This window comes from uncultured Formosa sp. (genome assembly GCF_947500765.1).
Classification (GTDB): Bacteria; Bacteroidota; Bacteroidia; order Flavobacteriales; family Flavobacteriaceae; genus Formosa.
In genome coordinates, this window is sequence record NZ_CANMTH010000003.1 from 513587 (window position 1) to 533726 (window position 20140).

Sequence of the window (20140 nt, forward strand, 5' to 3'; positions counted from 1 at the left end):
ATTGGTAGCTACAAATTTAAGAAACTGATCTCAAATTATACACGTATTTAAACATAACATTAAATAAATGTTAATTATCTACTACACTTAAGGCTAAACGTATTTTAAAATAATCGAGTTGCTCTTCAAAATAGTCGTAATACGCTTTTAAGGTTGATGAATTATCGAGTTTATTTTTAGCATTTTTAACCGCTTCAACTTCACTTTTAGAAACAAAATCGTAAATATTAATAGCTTTTCCGTCACTATAAAGTTTCGCTATATGAGAATACACTGTCGTGTCTTTTAATTTACGTTGCATAGAAATTTCTTCAATAGAAAGTCCTTTCTTATACAAATCGTAAGTCACTAAATGTGTGGCGCGTTTTTTCTCTTTCTTCATTTTTGAACCTAAGAAATTCATGATTTCTTCAATAAACTCATCACCATAGGTCTCTGCTTTATGCTGACCAACACCGCTAACATCCATAAGATCCATAATACTCATTGGGCGCTCACGCTCCATTTCTGTTAATGTTTTATCACTAAATATAAGATATGCAGGAATGTTTTCTTCTTTAGATATTTTATAACGTAATTTTCGTAAACGTTCAAACAAACTATCGCTTGTAGACGGACTAGATTTTCTTGTTTTAGTACGTTTTACTTTCTCTTTAACTTTTGGTTCTGCAATATGTACAGGACGTGTTAAGGAAACTTTAGCCCCTTTAAATAATACATTTTTAGAAAATTCGGTAAGCTGTAAAGCATTATTCTTATGAAATGCTATTTCGCAATACCCTTGATTTATAAGCTGAATAATAAAATGTTGCCAATCTTTCCAAGCGATATCTTTACCTATTCCAAAAGTCTTTAACGTGTTATATCCTTTTTCTAAGATATTTACATTCTGAGACCCACGCAAGACATCTAAAATGGTTCCTATAGCCTCTTTTTCTTTCAGTCGATAGACCGCCGATAGTATTTTTTGAGCGATAATGGTTCCGTCGAAAATCTGTGGCGGATTCTTACAGACATCACAATTACCACAATTGTCTTCTAACAATTCACCAAAATAACTCAATAAAATTTTTCTTCGGCAAGTGGTCGCTTCACTAAATTGTTTCATGCGTTCCAATTTCGCAATCTGCACCTCTTCATTAGAGGCTCCGGAAGCAAAACGACGTAATTGAATCACATCAGCATAACTATGAAACAGTAAAGCATGAGCTTTTAAACCATCGCGACCTCCACGACCAATTTCCTGATAATAACCTTCAATATTTTTAGGCATGTTATGGTGAATGACCCAACGGACATTCGATTTATCAATTCCCATCCCGAAAGCCACTGTTGCACAAACCACTTGAGTGGTATCATAAACAAAATCTTCTTGAACTTTATTGCGTTCGTTAAAATTAAGTCCGGCATGATACGCCGTTGCAGGAATACCATTACTGTTTAATTTCTTTGCAAGTTCTTCGGTATTCTTTCTACTTAAACAATAAATTATCCCAGATTCATTGGCGTGTTTTTTAACAAAACTAATAATCTGTTTTACTTTTTCGGTCCCAGAACGAACCTCTAAAGAGATATTCTGTCTGTCGAAAGAGGATATAAATTGTTGTGCATTTGGAATTTGTAACTGATCTAAAATATCTTGACGCGTGGCCTTATCTGCCGTTGCGGTTAACGCAATAATAGGAATATTAGGTAAGGATTTTTTTAGAAATCCGAGCTGTTGGTACGATGGGCGAAAATCATGTCCCCAAGACGAAATACAATGTGCTTCATCAATAGCAATACAACTCACGTAGCGTTCATTTAGAATATTTGATAATCCTGATAAACTTTCGGGCGCCACATATAATAATTTCAACTCGCGTTTTGCTACCTGATCTAAAATAGTATTTTGTTCATCTGCTGACTGACTGCTATTATAAAAATTAGCCTGAATACCGTTGGCTTTTAAACCATCTACCTGATCTTTCATTAATGCAATAAGCGGGGAAACCACTAAAGTTAACCCTTCAAAAAGTAACGCAGGTACTTGAAAACACATCGATTTTCCGCCTCCAGTTGGCATGATAACCAATGCATCATGTCCTTCAAGAACGTACTCTATAATATCTTGTTGCTGAGCACGAAATTGATCGTATCCAAAGTGTTTTTTTAAAGTAGGAAGTAATCTATCTTTATAATCGGGTAGTGGCATGCATCTTTTTTTCGAATGGCAAAATTAAGGGAAACAAGTTATAAAACAGCAAAACTATTTTTAAATTTCATCTTAAATCATTCGTTTATTTCAATTAAATTCCTTTAAATTTGTTACAACAAAAATAAACTTTAGGAGTAACTACGAAGTAGTTTGAGAAATATCCTTTGAACCTGACGCTGTTGATACAGCCGGAGGAAAAAGTCAAGTCTTTCAAAATCATTTCACTAAAACCGATTTTCAATTTCGGTTATCCTTTAAAAGTTTATGGAAATTTATCTAAATCAAGATTATGATATCTATAAACGTAAACAATACTATGCATCAGGTTGCCCAAGATACTATGCTTGCAACTGTCGTTACTAAACTCAGTCCAATACAAAATGGTATTGCTGTAGCGATTAACAATACCGTAATCCCAAAAATTAATTGGGAAAAAACCAAGGTATCACATAACGACAACATCCTGATTATTCAAGCCACTCAAGGCGGTTAGTCCTGTTTCTTTTTTTATATCACAATCTTATTTTATCTAATTAATACTGTGTAGATACACTGTACCTGCACTTTAATTTAATGAATAACCATGAAGAAAAAAGACACTGCACCACAAAAGGGTGTGACCAGAAACCCGTTTCCTAGTTCTAAAAAAATCTATGTTCAAGGCACGTTATTTCCTGAATTACAAGTGGCTATGCGAGAAATTTCGCTAAGTGATACTGTAGATGCTATCACTAAAACACGAACGCCAAATCAAGCCATTACCATTTACGATACCTCTGGACCATACACCGATCCAGACAAAACGATTAATGTACATAAAGGTATTGAACGTATGCGTGAGCCTTGGGTATTAAAACGTGGAGATGTAGAACAATTAGATGCGTTTTCATCAAAGTACTGTAATGAACGCTTGAAAAATACAGAACTAGATCATTTACGTTTTTCTGAACTGAAAAAGCCATTACGTGCAAAACCAGGGAAAAATGTATCGCAAATGCATTATGCCAGACAGGGAATTATCACTCCAGAAATGGAATATGTGGCCATTCGTGAAAATCAGAAAATTGATGAAGCCATTCGTTTGTCTGAGCAACATAAGGGACAAGATTTTGGAGCGTCTATTCCGAAGAAAATTACAGCCGAATTTGTGCGAGAAGAAATCGCTCGTGGTCGCGCCGTATTACCCTCAAATATAAACCACCCAGAAAGCGAACCGATGATTATTGGTCGAAATTTCCTTGTGAAAATTAATGCCAATATCGGGAATTCAGCCACGACATCGAGTATTGAAGAGGAAGTTGAAAAAGCGGTTTGGGCATGTCGTTGGGGCGCCGATAATATTATGGATTTATCAACTGGAGAAAACATTCATGAAACCAGAGAATGGATCATCCGTAATTCGCCAGTACCAATAGGAACTGTGCCTATTTATCAAGCGCTAGAAAAGGTAAATGGTAAGGCTGAAGATTTAACGTGGGAAATTTTCCGTGATACATTGATTGAACAAGCCGAACAGGGTGTCGATTATTTTACCATTCACGCTGGCGTCCGTTTACGTTATGTACCTATGACGGCAAAACGCATTACAGGTATCGTGTCTCGTGGTGGTTCTATCATGGCAAAATGGTGTTTAGCACATCATAAAGAAAGTTTTCTTTACACGCATTTTGAAGAGATTTGTGAGATTATGAAAGCCTACGATGTAGCTTTCTCATTAGGCGATGGATTACGCCCAGGTTGTATTGCCGATGCGAATGACGAAGCTCAATTTGCAGAATTAGAAACTTTAGGCGAACTGACTAAAATTGCATGGAAACACGATGTACAGACCTTTATTGAAGGACCTGGACACGTACCAATGCACATGATTAAAGCCAATATGGACAAGCAATTAGAAGCCTGCGAAGAAGCACCTTTTTACACTTTAGGTCCGTTAACTACAGATATTGCACCAGGTTACGATCATATTACTTCGGGTATTGGAGCAGCAATGATTGGTTGGTTTGGTTGCGCCATGTTGTGCTATGTAACACCTAAGGAACACTTGGGATTACCAAATAAAGACGATGTACGTACCGGTGTAGTGACGTATAAATTAGCAGCACATGCAGCAGATTTAGCTAAAGGACATCCCGGTGCGCAGCATCGCGACGATGCCTTAAGTAAAGCGCGTTTTGAATTCCGTTGGGAAGATCAATTTAATTTGGCTTTAGATCCTGAATTAGCGCGTGAATATCATGACGAAACACTGCCTGCAGAAGGTGCTAAAATTGCACATTTCTGCTCGATGTGCGGACCTAAATTCTGTTCGATGAAAATTTCTCAGGAAGTCCGAGACTTTGCAGCCGTAAACGAAATTAGAGGAGACGAGGTGTTTGTAAAAGGCATGGAAGAAAAATCGAAAGAATTCAAAAATAAAGGGAGTGAAGTGTATCTTTAAACCATATTTACTTAGTAATGTATAGTCAGCATTGGCTTGACTTGCATTACTAAGTATTCACTTTTAACTATTATGAGATCATGATTATACTTATAGCACCAGAAATCGATTCACCAAATGAAATTGAAACCCTACATCAGTTATTTGAAGCAGGATTACAGTATTATCATTTAAGAAAACCAAGCAAAACGCTTGAGGAACATGTGGCGTATTTAAATCAGATAGATACGCAATATCATAACAGAATTGTAGTACATTATTTTCATGAATTAGTAAATACGTTCAATTTAAAAGGGATTCATTTTCAAGAACAAAAACGCATCGAGCATATAGACAATCCTGGACAGTATTTTAAAGGCTTAAACATGTTTGGAAAAACCATCAGTTCTTCCTTTCATGAACCCGAAGAGCTTGAAAATTGTTATTTTGAATTTGATTACCACTTGTTGAGTCCGGTGTTTTCATCCATTTCAAAAGCAGGGTATGAAGGTCGCGGATTTGATGTCAATCATATCGATAAAATCGTTATTGGTATGGGCGGTGTTACCGATTCGAACATTGAAGCCTTTAAACAATTAGGATATAAGGGTGTTGGTGTTTTAGGTGGTATTTGGAATAGCAAAAGTCCTATGGAAACATTTAATAACATGCAAAAGCAGTATTTATAATATCTTGAATTTACTTAATTAGAATGAATAATAAAACATATATTCTTACAATAGCGGGACTCGACCCGTCGAGTGGAGCCGGAATCACTTCCGATATTAAAACATTTGAGGCACATGGATTATATGGGGTATCGGTTTGTACAGCGGTAACGGTACAAAACGACATAAATTTTAAGGATTGTATTTGGATTAACGAATCTGTAGTAATTAAACAAATTCAAACGTTGTTCGAGCGCTTTACTATCGATGTTGTTAAAATTGGTATTATAGAATCTTGGCAGGTACTTTCAAATGTTGTAGACACATTATTACAATTAAACCCCAATATAAAAATCATTTTAGATCCTATAATGCAAGCAAGTTCAGGATTTGATTTCCATACCAATTCAGATTTTGAAACGTTCAATAGCGTTTTAGATAAATGTTATTTTATTATTCCTAATTATGATGAAATTCAGAATTTATTACCAAATAAATCCATCTCAGAAACCATTGAGTTTATTTCAGAAAAAACAAATATTTATTTAAAAGGTGGACATCGTGCCGACAAAAAAGGTTGGGACGAAATTTACCATAGTGGCATTGTTCAAATTAATTTTAGGCCAGGTGTACACAACATTCATGAAAAACATGGAAGTGGTTGTGTTATCGCTGCGGCATTAGCTTCTAATTTCGCAAAACAAATGGAGCTAGAAGATGCTTGCCGATTAGCAAAACAATACACCGAACAGTTCTTAAACTCGAATAATTCCTTATTAGGAACACATAATTACAAATACTTATGATTAGCAAATTACATTATATCACACAAGGAACCACTGCCGAACAGCATTTAGAATATGTTCAAGCAGCATGTTCTGCAGGAGCAGATTGGATACAATTACGAATGAAAAACTACGATGAAAATGTGGTTTTAGATACTGCAAAAAAAGCGAGAGAAATTACCATGCATTTTCAAACACGATTAATCATAAACGACTTTTATAAAATAGCCAAAGCCGTAAATGCAGATGGTGTACACTTAGGAAAAGATGACGGTTGCCCATTAGAAGTACGTGAGTATTTAGGTAAATGGTATACCATTGGCGGTACAGCAAATACGCTAGAAGATTGTAATAATCTTATTGCAAAAAACATAGACTATATTGGATTAGGTCCGTTCAGATTTACAACAACAAAGTCTAATTTAGGTCCCGTTTTAGGAACTGCTTCTTACAAAAATATAATAACGGAATTACAATCTGAAACTCCAATTATTGCTGTTGGAGGTATTACATTAAACGATGTTTCTGAACTTGTTAATACAGGAATATACGGCATAGCTGTATCTACAGATATTTCTAAGGATTTTAATACCATTAGTGCATTTAATAAAATTTTAAACGGACCAAGTACTCAAGAGCAAGTGTATAAAATGGATAAAAAAGACGATGATGAATGATCAATTAACTATTGCAGACAAAACATTTAGTTCACGTTTATTCACAGGAACTGGAAAATTTAGTAACTCCATAACAATGCGTGATGCTATTATGGCTTCAGAAAGCGAGCTAGTCACTGTGGCTTTAAAACGAGTAAATACAACTGATAAAGAGGATGATATACTAGCTCACTTAAACAACCCATCCATACATCTATTACCAAATACATCTGGCGTAAGAACTGCTGAAGAAGCTATTTTTGCTGCAAATTTATCTCGCGAAGCATTGCATACCAATTGGGTAAAATTAGAAATTCATCCCGATCCTAAATATTTATTGCCAGATCCTATTGAGACCTTAAAAGCGGCAGAGATGTTAGTTAAAGAAGGTTTTGTGGTTATGCCATATATTCATGCAGACCCTGTATTATGTAAGCGTCTGGAAGATGTTGGCGTACAATGTGTCATGCCTTTAGGTGCACCTATTGGAAGTAATAAAGGATTAAAAACATTAGAATTTTTAGAGATTATTATTGCTCAAAGCAATGTTCCGGTTATTGTAGATGCTGGTATTGGGAGTCCCTCGCATGCCGCATTCGCTATGGAATTAGGTGCAGATGCTGTACTTGTAAATACAGCTATTGCGGTCTCTCAAAATCCAATAGCAATGGGAAAAGCTTTTAAACTTGCTGTTCAGGCTGGACGCATAGCTTATAATGCAAAATTAGCACCATTAAAGCGCACTGCAGAAGCCAGTAGTCCGTTAACAAGTTTTTTAAACAACTAGGCAATGAGCACTTTTAAAACAGTTTTAGATCGATATGATTGGGACAATACGTTAAAAGGTATTTATAGTAAAACGGAAAGCGATGTACGTCATGCTTTAGAAAAAACAACACGTGATTTAGAAGATTTTAAAGCTTTAATTTCACCTGCTGCAACACCATATTTAGAAGATATGGCGCAACTGAGTCAGCAAATTACAAAAAAGCGTTTCGGAAATACCATACAAATGTATGCGCCCATGTATTTAAGTAACGAATGCCAAAATATTTGTACATATTGCGGATTTAGTATGACGAATAAAATTCCGCGTAGAACCTTAACGGATGCTGAAATCTTAAGAGAAACGGCCTTTTTAAAATCAAAAGGTTACGACCATATTTTATTGGTAACCGGTGAAGCAAATCGCACAGTAGGCGTAGCGTATCTTAAACATGCTATCTCTCTTATACGTTCAGAATTTTCTAACATTAGTATTGAAGTGCAACCGTTGCATCAAGACGAATACGAATTATTAATTGAAAACGGCTTATATGCCGTTTTAGTATACCAGGAAACGTACCATCGAGACGAGTACAAAAAACATCACCCAAAAGGAAAAAAGTCTAATTTCGATTACCGTTTAGAAACTCCAGATCGCTTAGGCAAAGCAGGTGTACACAAAATAGGACTAGGAAGTTTATATGGCCTAGAAGATTGGCGTGCAGATAGTTTCTTTACAGCACTTCATTTTAAATACCTTCAGAAAACATATTGGAAAACAAAATATTCAATGTCTTTTCCGCGTTTACGACCATTCTCAGGCGGATTAGAACCCAAAGTTGAAATGACCGATCGTGATTTAGTTCAGCTTATTTGTGCTTTCAGATTATTAGACGAAGATTTAGAATTATCAATGTCTACTAGAGAAAGTGAATTATTTCGAGATCATATTGTAAATTTAGGTATCACATCCATAAGTGCAGAATCTAAAACAAATCCAGGAGGCTATGTTGTTGAAAAACAATCGTTAGAGCAATTCGAAATTTCAGATGAACGTTCTACAGAAACATTCACCGAAGTATTAAAATCAAAAGGATTAGAAGTTGTTTGGAAAGATTGGGAAAACAATTGGCAATAATTATTAAATTTACAACATGTTATATAAAGAAGAACATTTACAATATAAGCGTCATTTAGCTTTAGAAGACATAGGCGTAGAAGGGCAGAATAAATTAAAAGCGGCTAAAGTTTTAGTAGTTGGAGCAGGTGGTTTAGGTTGCCCTATTTTACAATACTTAACTGCAGCAGGTGTTGGTACCATTGGTGTTATTGATTTTGATAGTGTAGATCAAACCAACTTACAACGTCAAGTGCTATATGGTTATAACGACATTGGTAAATTTAAAGTGTCTTGTGCTATTTCTAAGCTAGAACAGCTTAATAAGTTTGTGAAATTCAAATCTTATATAGAGCATTTAAGCAAGTCTAATGCCATTAAATTATTCAAACAATATGATATTATTGTAGATGGTACAGACAATTTCAACACCCGTTATTTGGTTAATGATGCCGCTGTATTAAGTGAAAAACCAGTGGTTTTCGGATCTATTTTTAAATTCGAAGGTCAGGTTACGGTTTACAATTATAAAAACGGACCAACTTACAGGTGTTTATTCCCAAAACCTTCTCAAGATGCTTTAAACTGTGAAGAGGCTGGTGTATTAGGTGTTTTACCCGGAATTGTTGGGTTATTACAAGCGAATGAAGTTATTAAAATGATTTGCGAAATAGGAGAAGTGCTTACAGGAAAACTGTTAGTCTTTAATGCCTTAAGCATGAGCCAGAATATTTTAACTTACGAAAAAACAGTACATTCTCATGTGACTTACATTGCCGATGTAGATGAAGATTTTAATATTAATACGTCAATGAAATCGTTAACGTTCGACGAGTATTTAAAACATAAAGACAATTTATTTGTGCTAGATGTTAGAACTCAAAAAGAACATAGTATGTTTCATTTATCTCACGATTACCACATACCGCTTAAAGAACTTAACGAACGTTATTTTGAAATTGAAACTAAGAAACCTATTTTAGTGTATTGTCAGTCTGGAAAAAGAAGTGTTCAGGCAATAGAACTATTAAAAACCTTAAAAATAAAGAATAAATTATACAATTTAAAAGACGGATTACAACAACCTATTTAAATTTTTATTTCTTATTTATCTCTGCCATTATGCAAGAAAAATCGGAAGACTAACAACTTAAAAATCTTATCGGTTTAGCCCTAAAAAATGCTTTATAGCCACCATACTATAAAGCATTTTTCAGTTAAACCATTAGCATGCTTAACCCAACATAAAGGTGCTGTTTTTCTTATCATTAATGGCATTATTAGCTTTTTAAAATTCGTGTAAGTCTCCCAAGGTATTTGGGGTTCTATAACACATAACCAATCTATTTTTTTTGGCATATAAAACTTACATGTTTTAAACAAATCAAGGGCCTTGTAAGAGATGTAAAATCCCTGAATACAATCCGGATTTAAAACGTTAAAGCGGGGAGATTTAAGCCCATAAGGCACAAATAATTGTGCTTTAAAATAGACCTGTTGCACCATGTTTTTTAAAGAAATATGTAATAGATCGAGGTGCTTTTTGGTTTCAGGATTATACAATAATGGTAATTGCTTGTCTTTTAGCTTCGTTAATTTATCAATCAAACAATCTTTTCTATTCGGACCAATCCAATGGTCTAATTCTGTTGTTCCAACTTCGGGATCGTATAGGTAAAACTTATACACGATTTCTAAATGAACCAATTGATCAGCTTGTTTTAAAATACAATCTAATTCGCCTAAAGTGCGTTTGTTTTGCTGAATTTGAATATTCTCAATTAGAATTTCAATATTGTCATCCTGATTCAGTTCATAGGCAACAAAACGTTCTACTAGTTTCCCTAACCGTAACTGTCCTTCAACAGTTAAATTACAAGTTGCCATTGCATGTTTAGGCATCACAAATTGTTTAATATCTAAACCATGTGGTGTGCCTGTCCAAAGTACCGGTGTATTTAAATACCCTATATATGGTTTATCAATAGCACGCATTTATTATCTATTTTACAATTTATAAAAGTAACAAAATAGGAAGGATTTAACAGATATTTATCTTAGCACCAGCAGGCATTAAAAAGAAATACAGTGTACATATAATAAGACTATAAATAAGTAAAAAACCTATTATATTTTCATTTTTTTTGTCATAAATCTTATTAAGTTTTTTAGAACATTTTTATAGTTTTTTAGACAAAACACTGTCATTGTTGTGTTTATAGCAATAATTGGCCGGTTTTTAATAATTTCTAAAGAATCATGCATAAAAAGGATAGAAAAGGCCTTATTTTTGCATTCCTTAAAAGTTAATATAAAATGTCAGTTAAAGCTTCAGATATAGCAGAAAGAAACGCCGGAAAAGATTTATATAGTTATCAACAAGGGGCCATAAACAAGATATTTCAATGTTTTGAAGAAGCTCCAGAAGATTACCATTTATTATATCAATTACCAACAGGTGGAGGAAAAACTGTTATCTTTTCTGAAATTGTAAGACAATACTTAAAACATCATAATAAAAAGGTGCTTGTTATGACGCACCGTATAGAATTATGTAAACAAACTTCGGGTATGTTAACCGAATTTGGTGTGTCTAATAAAGTGATTCATAGTAAAGCAAATCTAGAGGATCAAGCAGATTTTAGTTGTTTTGTGGCGATGGTAGAAACCTTAAACAATAGGTTAAATGATGGAAAATTAGACATCTCTGATGTGGGTTTAATTATTATTGATGAAGCGCATTACAATTCATTCACCAAATTATTTAAGTTTTTTGAAAAGTCTTTCATTTTAGGAGTAACAGCAACACCGTTAAGTTCTAATATTAAATTACCTATGAATGATAACTACAACGAATTAATCGTTGGAGAAACCATTCAATCTTTAATAGAAAACGAATTCTTAGCACGTGCCGAAGTCTATTCTTATAATGTTGGTTTAACCTCTTTAGTGGTTGGTGCAAATGGTGATTATACCGTAAAATCTTCAGAAGATTTATACACCAATAGCGATATGCTTGGTAAATTAATTCAGGCCTACGAAGAACGGTCTAAACATAAGAAAACACTTATTTTTAATAATGGTATTAATACGTCCTTACATGTATACGATACCTTTAGAGCAGCTGGTTACAATGTAGCGCATTTAGATAATACCAACACAAAAAGTGAACGTAAAAAAATATTAAAGTGGTTTAAAGAAACTCCAGATGCTATTCTTACTTCTGTTAGTATTTTAACTACAGGTTTCGATGAGCCTACTGTAGATTCTATCATTCTAAATCGGGCAACAAAATCGTTAACCTTATACTACCAAATGATTGGTCGTGGGTCTCGTATCTTAAAAAATAAATCCAAATTTAATGTTATCGACTTAGGTAATAACTTTCATCGTTTTGGACCTTGGGGAGCAGATTTAGATTGGCAAAAAATATTTAGATCTCCTAATTTCTATTTAGATGGAATTATGAGTGATGAAGAATTAGAAGAGAGTTTCAGGTATGAAATGCCAGACGAACTCCGTGCCGAATTTAGTAAATCGAACTCTGTATATTTCGATGTTAAAAAAACCTATATAGATTCTATTAGAAAAGGAGAATCATCTAAAGTGGTTTTAGAACGCTCGATTCGTCATCATGCATATATTTGTACAGAAAATAGCGAAGACATGTACGATGCCCTAGATTTAGCTAAAAAACTAGGAGACGATATCGATTACCGCATACAACGCTACACAAAATGTATTAGTAAAAGTACGTTTAATTTTGTAGAATGGTTACGAGAAGATTATCGTAAAAAATTACGGGCTTATATTCGTGAAAATTTTGATGACTTATTTGAAGAAATCAATGGTTTTCCTCCAGAAGACTAGTTTTTTTTAGACTTAAGACCGCTTTGCTGTTAGAGCAAAGAATATAGACTTGATTCTTACATATTTCATATAAAAATGTCCTTCAATTTATACTGAAGGACATTTTTAGTTATACACGTCATACTGAACTTGATTCAGTATCTCTAATCTCTGTAATAGTTGATTTCTTAATCATCCTTATAAGGTGCTTGAGCGGAGTCGAAAGCCTCTACTAAAGCATATCTCGACTTCGCTCGATAACCATTCATGTTAAGTATAAAACAAAAAATGCATATTCAATTATAACTGAATACGCATTTTATATTTTATTCTAGATCTTTTTAAGACGCTACTTCTTCTTTAAAAGTCCAAGCTAAAATTCGGCTTTTCTTGTTTCCTTGTTCCATAGAAATGGTTTTATGTGTCGCTTTTAATTTATCTAGTTGCTTTTTAAGCTTACTTAAATTTTCTTGCTTAGACACTAATGTTGTAAACCAGTGTACTTGATCTTTAAACGCTACACTTTGCTTAATCATACGTTTAATAAATAACGCTTCACCACCATTACACCATAACTCATGAGCTTGTCCTCCAAAATTTAATTCTGCTGGACCCGATTTTTTAAGGTTTTTAAGTTTTTGTTTTGTAGTACGTGTGGCTTCTTCTTCAGATCCAAAAAAGGGCGGATTACACATGGTAAATGTAAAGTTTTCGCCAACTTTAATAATACCTTCAAATATATTAGCAGGATCAGCTTGAAGTCTAATATCTATTTTCTTAAGTAAAGAAGGAGTTAAACCTACATTGTGTTTTGCACTTTCTACAGCACTAACACTTGTATCGCAACCTACCATGTTCCAATTGTAAATTTGCGCTCCTAAAATAGGGTAGATGGTATTTGCTCCAACACCAATATCCAAACCTTTTACATTTTCGGTAAGCTTTTCAACTTCTAATAAGTCATGAATATGATGAATATAATCGGCACGACCAGGAATAGGCGGGCATAAATACCCTTTCGGGATTCTCCAATCTGTTAAATCGTAATCGGCAATTAAAATGGCTTTATTTAAATGGAAAACAGCATCACTTTTTTCAAAATGAATGGTTTTTTGCTTGGTTAAAGGACTTGTAAATACAAACGCTCCTAATTTAGGATGTGCTTGTACTAATGCTTCAAAATCGTATGATTTTTTATGCTTATTTTTAGTGTGCATAGATATAATTTACGACAAAGATAAACTAAATATAAGCAACAATTCAGAAATCGAAATTTGTATTAGACCGCACTTTAATTTAGTATACCTTTGCAAATAGAAACATACATTATGGCAACATTTAAACATTTAGGTGTAGAACAACAATTTATACCTGCTTTAAAAGAATTAGGCATTAAATTCCCTACCGAAATTCAAGAAAAAGCAATCCCTGTTTTATTACAATCCGGAACAGATTTTATTGGATTAGCACAAACAGGAACAGGAAAAACAGCCGCTTTTGGCTTACCTGTACTTCAAAATATAAAACCAGAATCAAATCATGTGCAAGCTTTAATTTTAGCGCCAACTCGAGAATTGGTTCAACAAATAAAAAAACAACTCTTTAAGTTTACTAAATATTGCGACAACAAAATCTTTGTTGAAGGGGTTTATGGTGGTGAAAAAATTGATGTTCAAATTCAGAACTTAAGACGTACAACACATGTTATAGTAGCAACTCCTGGTCGTTTAAACGATTTGTTAGATCGTAAAGTTATCGATCTTAGAAAAGTAAATACAGTCATTTTAGATGAAGCAGACGAAATGCTAAGCATGGGCTTTAAAGATGAATTGACTAAAATTTTAGATCATACCCCTCGTTCTAAAAACACGTGGTTATTTTCGGCTACAATTCCTGCTGGAATTAAGCAAATTATAGACAATTATATGTCTCCAAAAGCCGTTCGTGTGGTTATAAATAAAGATGAACTTGTAAATGCAAACATCTCACATAACTATATTACAACAACAATAGAGCAAAAACAACACGTTATTCTAGATCTTTTAGATGCTAGACCAGACGATCGTGGTATTATCTTTTGTAGAACAAAAGCAGGGACACAAAGTTTAACCGAGTTTCTTAAAACAGAAGGGTGTTCTGTTGAAGCCCTAGAAGGGGATATGCAACAACGCGATCGCGATAAAGTAATGCGTGCCTTTAAAAAAGGAAATATACAGGTCTTAATTTCTACAGACGTTTCTGCTAGAGGAATTGATGTTAACAATTTAGCATTTGTATTACACCATCAATTACCAGAACAAATAGAATATTATACACACCGAAGCGGACGTACAGCGCGTGCAGGAAAAACAGGACAATCTATTGCCTTAATTTTAGGAAGTGAATTGAAACGTATTCACGAAATTGATAAAGAATTGGGTATTAAATTTAAAGAGATCTCTATATAGTTATTTATCTATTGATGCATGTTGTAAGCGTCATGCATTAAATTTCGATTGATGATTTGAGTTTTGATGTCATTCCGAGGGTAGGAGGAATCTAATCATGTATTATATTCTATTGATGAGATTCTTCACTCCGTTCTGAATGACAGTATAAAGAAGACGAGCACTCATAAAAATATAAAAGCCTTCAATCTTGAATTAGATTGAAGGCTCTTTTTATATAAACTAGCTAAGGGGTAAAAACAATTTTTTAATTTAAACTACTTAACAATTTTTCTGCAACTAATTCTGACGATGCAGGATTTTGTCCTGTAATTAAATTACCATCTTGTAATACATGTACACTCCAATCATCTCCTTTAGAGTATGTTCCGCCATTTTCTTTAAGCATATCTTCAACTAAAAACGGCACAACATCTGTTAATTGCACTGCGGCTTCTTCAGAATTTGAAAATCCAGTTACAGTTTTCCCTTGTACTAAAGGTGTACCGTCTGCATTTTTTACACCTTTTAAAGCGGCAGGTGCATGACATACAAATCCGATTGGTTTTTGTGCAGTATTAAAATCTTCAATTAATTGAATTGAATTTTTATCGTTTGCTAAATCCCAAAGTGGTCCATGACCGCCTGGATAAAATACAGCGTCAAAATCGCTCGCTTTTACATCTGCTAACACTAAAGTGTTTTCAATTTTTTCTTGTGCTTCTGTATCTTTTTTAAAACGTTCTGTAGCTGCTGTACTCGCATCAGGAGTATCACTTGTTGGATCTATTGGTGCTTGTCCTCCTTTTGGAGTGGCTATAGTAATTTGAGCACCTTTATCTAATAAAGTATAATATGGACTAGCAAATTCTTCAACCCAAAATCCAGTTTTTTTACCTGTATTTCCTAAGGTATCGTGTGATGTTAAAACAAATAATATTTTCATTTTTTATTTTTTTAAGTTAATAATACAGAGGTCTAAAGCAAATTAGTAAGCCATTCTTACTATGCTTTCAACATCTGCGGGTTTTAAGCTTTTATGTTCGCCCAAACCTAACCAACCACGATCTGTAAATCGTTTGGCTATAATTTCGGCAGTGCCTTCGTACGTATCTGTGTATTTAGATAATTTAGTTTCTATACCCATTTGGTTAAAGAAATGTTCCGTTTTTTCAATGGCAGCGTAAGCTTTATCTTCTAAAGTGCCTTCAGTAACATTCCAAATACGTTCTGCATATTGTGCTAATTTTTCTTTTTTAGCTTCAAAATTATATTGGTAATGACTAGGTGCTATAATGGCTAAAGTTCTTGCATGATCAATACCATATAATGCTGTAAGTTCATGTCCCATAGCGTGAACAGCCCAATCTGTAGGCACACCTTTCTGAATTAAACCGTTTAAGGCCATAGTACAACTCCACATATAATTAGAAGCCGCATCATAATCTGAAGCGTCTTTCAATATTTTTGGAGCGACTTCTAATAACGTTTGCATGATACTTTCTGCAAAACGATCTTGAAGCAAGGCACCGGCTGGATACGTCATATACTGTTCTAAAACGTGTGTAAATGCATCGGTAATACCATTAACTAATTGACGCTGCGGAATAGAAGTAATCACTTGCGGATCTAGAATAGAAAACACTGGAAATAATCCTGCGCCGCCCATTCCTAACTTTTCTTTTGTTTCTTTATTCGTAATTACAGCACCAGAATTCATTTCAGAACCTGTAGCAGGCATGGTTAATACAACCCCAAAAGGCATACCTTTTAATGTCGGTTTTCCTCCTGTTAAAATATCCCAAGGTGTATCTCCTTCGTATAAAGCGGCAGCCGATAAAAATTTAGTACCATCAATAACTGATCCGCCACCAACAGCTAATAAATAGGTAATTGCATTATCCTTTATAACTTTAAGAGCGTCTAGTAATACCGAATATTCTGGGTTGGCAGGTATACCACCAAACTCAATGTATTCAATACCCTTTAATGCCGATTTTACTTGATCGTAAATACCATTTTTTTTAATACTTCCTCCTCCATAAAGTACCAATACTTTAGCATCTGAAGGGATTTCGTCGGCTAATTTTGCGATAGTGTCTTTACCGAAAATAATTTTAGTCGGATTCTTAAATTCAAAATTGTTCATGACTTTTGATTTTATTATATGTTTAATCCTAGTTATTCTTTTTAAAATATGTATTCTTTAAGTATAATGGCGTCTTAACTAAAGTGTTAAAATAAATGCTTTAATGCTGTAATAATATCACTTGGTTCTGCCCGTGTTCTATAATCTACATCAACAAAACTCCATTTTACAACACCATCTCGATTTAAAACAAACGTCGCTGGAATGGGCAACATCGTAGCATTACCATTATTGATTTTTTCTAAATCTAATCCACGATCTACACGCATGTGTTCTGCTAAAAACTCAGGAACTTCCCAGGCCACTCCATATTGAAAAGCGACTTTCGCATCCTGATCAGACAATACACCAAAATCCATTTTACTAATTTCATCTTTTGTCAAACTCTCATCTGGTACTTGTGGACTGATAGCGACTAAGTTTGCACCCAACTCATGAATTTCGCTTAAAATATCCTGTAATGCTCTAATTTGTAAGTTGCAATACGGACACCAATTACCACGATAAAATGTAATGACTACAGGACCGTTTTCTAGTAAGTTTTCTAAGGAAACAGATTTACCTCTAGCGTTGGGTAACTTAAATTTTGGTGCTCTTTCTCCAACTTTTATGGCGTTTGCTCCTTGTTCAAAAGCTTTAGCTTCTTCAATTACTGCATCAACCCCTTTCATAAAGTCAGGATTTTTTAATCGTCCTTCTGCTATTTTAGCATCAGTTTGTTCTTTTAAGTTTTTCATTTTATTCCTTTAATTAGCGACATCTTAATTTATTAGTCGTATTGAACTTGTTTCAGTATTTAAAACCCAAAAGTAAGTTCAGAAAGACTATAATAAAAGCATAATGATGTTTTTAATTTTAAGCTTTTACAATCATTTTACCTGTATTCTTTCCACTGAATAAATCAATAAAAGCTTGTGGAGTATTTTCAAAACCTTCAACAATAGTTTCTCTGTATGTTAATTGGCCTTTTGCTAACCACTCAGATAATTGTGTCATGGCTTCTGGGAATTTATCAGCATAATTAGACACAATAAAACCTTGCATTAAGGCACTGTTTTTAACTAAAAAGGGTTGTACACTTACGCCTGTAGGTGTTTCTGTTTTATTATATACCGATATAGCGCCACATATAATAATACGTGCAAAACGGTTAATACTGAATAATGCTGCGTCTGAAATTGTACCACCAACATTATCAAAATACACATCTACACCATCTGGACACGACGTTTTAATAGCTTGTAACATATCGGTAGTTGTATTGTAATTTATCACCTCGTCGAAACCAAAATCGCTTTTTAAAAGGTTTGCTTTCTCATCGGTACCGGCAATACCTACAACCCGAAGTCCTAATAGTTTACCTATTTGTCCCACAACACTTCCTACAGCACCTGCAGCTCCAGAAACTAATAAGGTTTCTCCTGCTTTAGGCTTTCCTATTTCATGTAATCCTAAATAGGCCGTTAATCCCGTCATTCCTAACACACCTAAATAGGCGCTCAGCGGTGCCAATTCTGCACTCACTTTTGTTAATCCGTCTCCATTAGAAATTTGTTGGGTTTTCCAAGCTAACATACCCGAAACAAAATCACCTGTTTTAAAAGTATCGTGTTTAGATGCTATAACTTCTGCAACAACACCAGATGCAACTGGTTCGTTTAAATTAAATGGTGGTACATACGATTTTGCATCGCTCATACGACCTCTTAAATAGGGGTCTACAGAAATATACTTAGCCTCTAATAGTATTTCACCTTCAGAAGGACTTAATGTTTTATCGTCTTTTTGAAATTCAAAATTTGATAATGTAGGTGTACCTTCTGGTCTACTTTTTAATAATATGGTCTGATTCATAATCTTATGTTTTAGTCTATTACTGTAATTAAATCTGCTTTACTTTTTCTCACTTTTACTTGGTTTGCTAACCAATCATTAGCTTCATCTCTATACCCAAGAGGTAATAAAATGGCACTACGTAAGCCTTTTTCTTTTAATCCTAAGATGTTATCTACTGCTTCAGGATCAAAACCTTCCATTGGCGTAGCATCTACACCTTCGTAAGCTGCTTGAGCGATAGCCATTCCAAATGCGATATAGGCTTGTTTAGCGGCATGCGTAAAATTCTCTTCGGCATCTTTTTGTGGGTACGTACTTAACAACATTTGTCTGTAAGCTTCAAAGCCTTCATTCTCGTAACCACGAATACTGTTTGTAAGATCGAAAACGTCGTTAATACGTTCAGCGGTATAGGTATCCCAAGCGGCAAAAACTAATAAATGAGAACAGTCGGTTACCACAGACTGATTCCAAGCTACAGGCTTAATTTGTGCTTTTATATCTTTATTTTTAACTACAATAATTTCAAAAGGTTGCAATCCGCTAGATGTTGGTGCTAAACGTGCAGCTTCTAATATACGATCTATTTTATCTTCAGAAACGACATCTCCATTCATCGCTTTAGTAGCGTATCTCCAATTTAATTTATCTAATAATTCCATAGGTTTAATTTTTTGAATCTTGTTATTTATTATTTTTTTATGCTTGCCCAAGCGGCTTGGTAAGCGTCGTTTAAATGTGTATTTGTAATTTTAAAATCGCCTCGTTTATGTGCATTTAATAAAAAAGCTAAAGGGTAAATACTAAAAGCATAAAGTAAATGATGCGATAGGGGTTTTATAATGTCTTGTGCAATACCACGATCCCATAAGTCGAGTAGGGGAGCTAAGTTTTTAACGCCTTCTTGTCTGCTCTCTACATCAATCATAGGTGTGTTTTCACATTGCGATAAGAAAAACCCTTTTTCAATATCATCTAATTTGTATTTTGCCATACGTCTCCAAACCAATTCAAATCCGTCTTCTACAGACAAATCATCTTTAAAGGTTTCAAAAGCAAAAGCCACATATTCTGCTTTAACTTCTTTGTATACTTGATTAATCATATCTTGTTTATTTTCAAAATACAAATAAATCGTAGCAGGAGATACGTTAGCCATTTTCGCAATTTTAGACATAGGAGCAGCGTGAAACCCTTGATTATTCACCAAATTAATGGTAGCTTTAACCAATGCTGCACGTTTAACTTCACTCTTTTTTAAAACTGTCATTTT

General features: G+C 34.2%; 19 protein-coding genes and 1 riboswitch. Of the genes, 10 read left to right on the forward strand and 9 right to left on the reverse strand.

From position 1 onward, the window contains the following. Positions 1 to 70: 70 nt before the first annotated feature. Entirely contained in the window at positions 71 to 2194 is a 2124-nt protein-coding gene (gene recQ, locus Q1B05_RS08560) for a DNA helicase RecQ (RefSeq protein ID WP_299779619.1), read from the reverse strand. Positions 2195 to 2317: 123 nt separating this feature from the next. Beyond that, positions 2318 to 2411: riboswitch (TPP riboswitch) on the forward strand. A 75-nt stretch (positions 2412 to 2486) separates the two neighbouring features. On the opposite strand from recQ, the gene thiS reads away from it, so the two are divergent. The 8 genes from thiS to Q1B05_RS08600 all read left to right on the forward strand — a co-directional run bounded on the left by thiS (position 2487) and on the right by Q1B05_RS08600 (position 9700). Further along, positions 2487 to 2690: a sulfur carrier protein ThiS gene (thiS, locus tag Q1B05_RS08565; protein WP_299779621.1), complete on the forward strand. Its 204-nt coding sequence runs from the start codon at positions 2487 to 2489 to the stop codon at positions 2688 to 2690. Between the two features lie 90 nt (positions 2691 to 2780). Next, complete coding sequence (thiC, locus tag Q1B05_RS08570; protein ID WP_299779623.1) at positions 2781 to 4637, forward strand: phosphomethylpyrimidine synthase ThiC; 1857 nt, start codon at positions 2781 to 2783, stop codon at positions 4635 to 4637. 80 nt (positions 4638 to 4717) lie between these two features. Then, positions 4718 to 5305 (forward strand): thiamine phosphate synthase, encoded by a 588-nt coding sequence (locus tag Q1B05_RS08575; protein ID WP_299779625.1) that lies wholly within the window; start codon positions 4718 to 4720, stop codon positions 5303 to 5305. 23 nt (positions 5306 to 5328) lie between these two features. Then, positions 5329 to 6090 (forward strand): hydroxymethylpyrimidine/phosphomethylpyrimidine kinase, encoded by a 762-nt coding sequence (locus Q1B05_RS08580; protein ID WP_299779627.1) that lies wholly within the window; start codon positions 5329 to 5331, stop codon positions 6088 to 6090. Beyond that, the gene (gene thiE, locus Q1B05_RS08585) at positions 6087 to 6746 is read left to right on the forward strand and encodes a thiamine phosphate synthase (RefSeq protein ID WP_299779630.1); all 660 of its coding nucleotides are present in this window, start codon (positions 6087 to 6089) and stop codon (positions 6744 to 6746) included. The genes Q1B05_RS08580 and thiE overlap by 4 nt, the downstream gene beginning before the upstream one ends. Next, on the forward strand, positions 6739 to 7512 hold the full coding sequence (locus tag Q1B05_RS08590) for a thiazole synthase (RefSeq protein WP_299779632.1): 774 nt from the start codon (positions 6739 to 6741) through the stop codon (positions 7510 to 7512). The genes thiE and Q1B05_RS08590 overlap by 8 nt, the downstream gene beginning before the upstream one ends. 3 nt (positions 7513 to 7515) lie before the next feature. Continuing rightward, positions 7516 to 8628 carry a 2-iminoacetate synthase ThiH gene (gene thiH / locus Q1B05_RS08595; protein ID WP_299779634.1) on the forward strand — a complete coding sequence of 371 codons (1113 nt, stop codon included), beginning with the start codon at positions 7516 to 7518 and terminating at the stop codon, positions 8626 to 8628. Positions 8629 to 8644: 16 nt separating this feature from the next. Beyond that, positions 8645 to 9700, forward strand: a complete 1056-nt coding sequence (locus Q1B05_RS08600; RefSeq protein WP_299779636.1) for a HesA/MoeB/ThiF family protein — start codon at positions 8645 to 8647, stop codon at positions 9698 to 9700. 92 nt (positions 9701 to 9792) lie between these two features. Here the strand turns inward: Q1B05_RS08600 and Q1B05_RS08605 are convergent, their stop codons facing one another. Next, positions 9793 to 10602, reverse strand: coding sequence for a DUF1853 family protein (locus Q1B05_RS08605; protein ID WP_299779638.1), 810 nt, complete (start codon positions 10600 to 10602; stop codon positions 9793 to 9795). A gap of 321 nt (positions 10603 to 10923) precedes the next feature. On the opposite strand from Q1B05_RS08605, the gene Q1B05_RS08610 reads away from it, so the two are divergent. Further along, positions 10924 to 12477, forward strand: a complete 1554-nt coding sequence (locus tag Q1B05_RS08610) for a DEAD/DEAH box helicase family protein (protein WP_299779639.1) — start codon at positions 10924 to 10926, stop codon at positions 12475 to 12477. Positions 12478 to 12797: 320 nt separating this feature from the next. On the opposite strand, the gene rlmF is transcribed toward Q1B05_RS08610, so the two are convergent. Continuing rightward, a complete protein-coding gene (gene rlmF, locus Q1B05_RS08615) occupies positions 12798 to 13673 on the reverse strand; it encodes a 23S rRNA (adenine(1618)-N(6))-methyltransferase RlmF (protein ID WP_299779641.1) in 876 nt (291 codons plus the stop codon). 111 nt (positions 13674 to 13784) lie between these two features. Here rlmF and Q1B05_RS08620 point away from each other — a divergent pair, with 111 nt between their 5' ends. Then, complete coding sequence (locus Q1B05_RS08620) at positions 13785 to 14903, forward strand: DEAD/DEAH box helicase (protein WP_299779643.1); 1119 nt, start codon at positions 13785 to 13787, stop codon at positions 14901 to 14903. Positions 14904 to 15150: 247 nt separating this feature from the next. Here the strand turns inward: Q1B05_RS08620 and Q1B05_RS08625 are convergent, their stop codons facing one another. The 6 genes from Q1B05_RS08625 to Q1B05_RS08650 all read right to left on the reverse strand — a co-directional run bounded on the left by Q1B05_RS08625 (position 15151) and on the right by Q1B05_RS08650 (position 20137). Continuing rightward, entirely contained in the window at positions 15151 to 15828 is a 678-nt protein-coding gene (locus Q1B05_RS08625; protein WP_299779645.1) for a type 1 glutamine amidotransferase domain-containing protein, read from the reverse strand. A 42-nt stretch (positions 15829 to 15870) separates the two neighbouring features. Continuing rightward, positions 15871 to 17031 carry an iron-containing alcohol dehydrogenase gene (locus tag Q1B05_RS08630; protein WP_299779647.1) on the reverse strand — a complete coding sequence of 387 codons (1161 nt, stop codon included), beginning with the start codon at positions 17029 to 17031 and terminating at the stop codon, positions 15871 to 15873. Between the two features lie 86 nt (positions 17032 to 17117). Continuing rightward, positions 17118 to 17768, reverse strand: coding sequence for a peroxiredoxin-like family protein (locus tag Q1B05_RS08635; protein WP_299779649.1), 651 nt, complete (start codon positions 17766 to 17768; stop codon positions 17118 to 17120). Positions 17769 to 17886: 118 nt separating this feature from the next. Beyond that, positions 17887 to 18885: an NADP-dependent oxidoreductase gene (locus tag Q1B05_RS08640; protein ID WP_299779651.1), complete on the reverse strand. Its 999-nt coding sequence runs from the start codon at positions 18883 to 18885 to the stop codon at positions 17887 to 17889. A gap of 11 nt (positions 18886 to 18896) precedes the next feature. Further along, entirely contained in the window at positions 18897 to 19529 is a 633-nt protein-coding gene (locus Q1B05_RS08645; RefSeq protein ID WP_299779653.1) for an NAD(P)H-dependent oxidoreductase, read from the reverse strand. A 29-nt stretch (positions 19530 to 19558) separates the two neighbouring features. Next, positions 19559 to 20137: a TetR/AcrR family transcriptional regulator gene (locus Q1B05_RS08650; RefSeq protein WP_299779655.1), complete on the reverse strand. Its 579-nt coding sequence runs from the start codon at positions 20135 to 20137 to the stop codon at positions 19559 to 19561. Positions 20138 to 20140 lie beyond the last annotated feature (3 nt).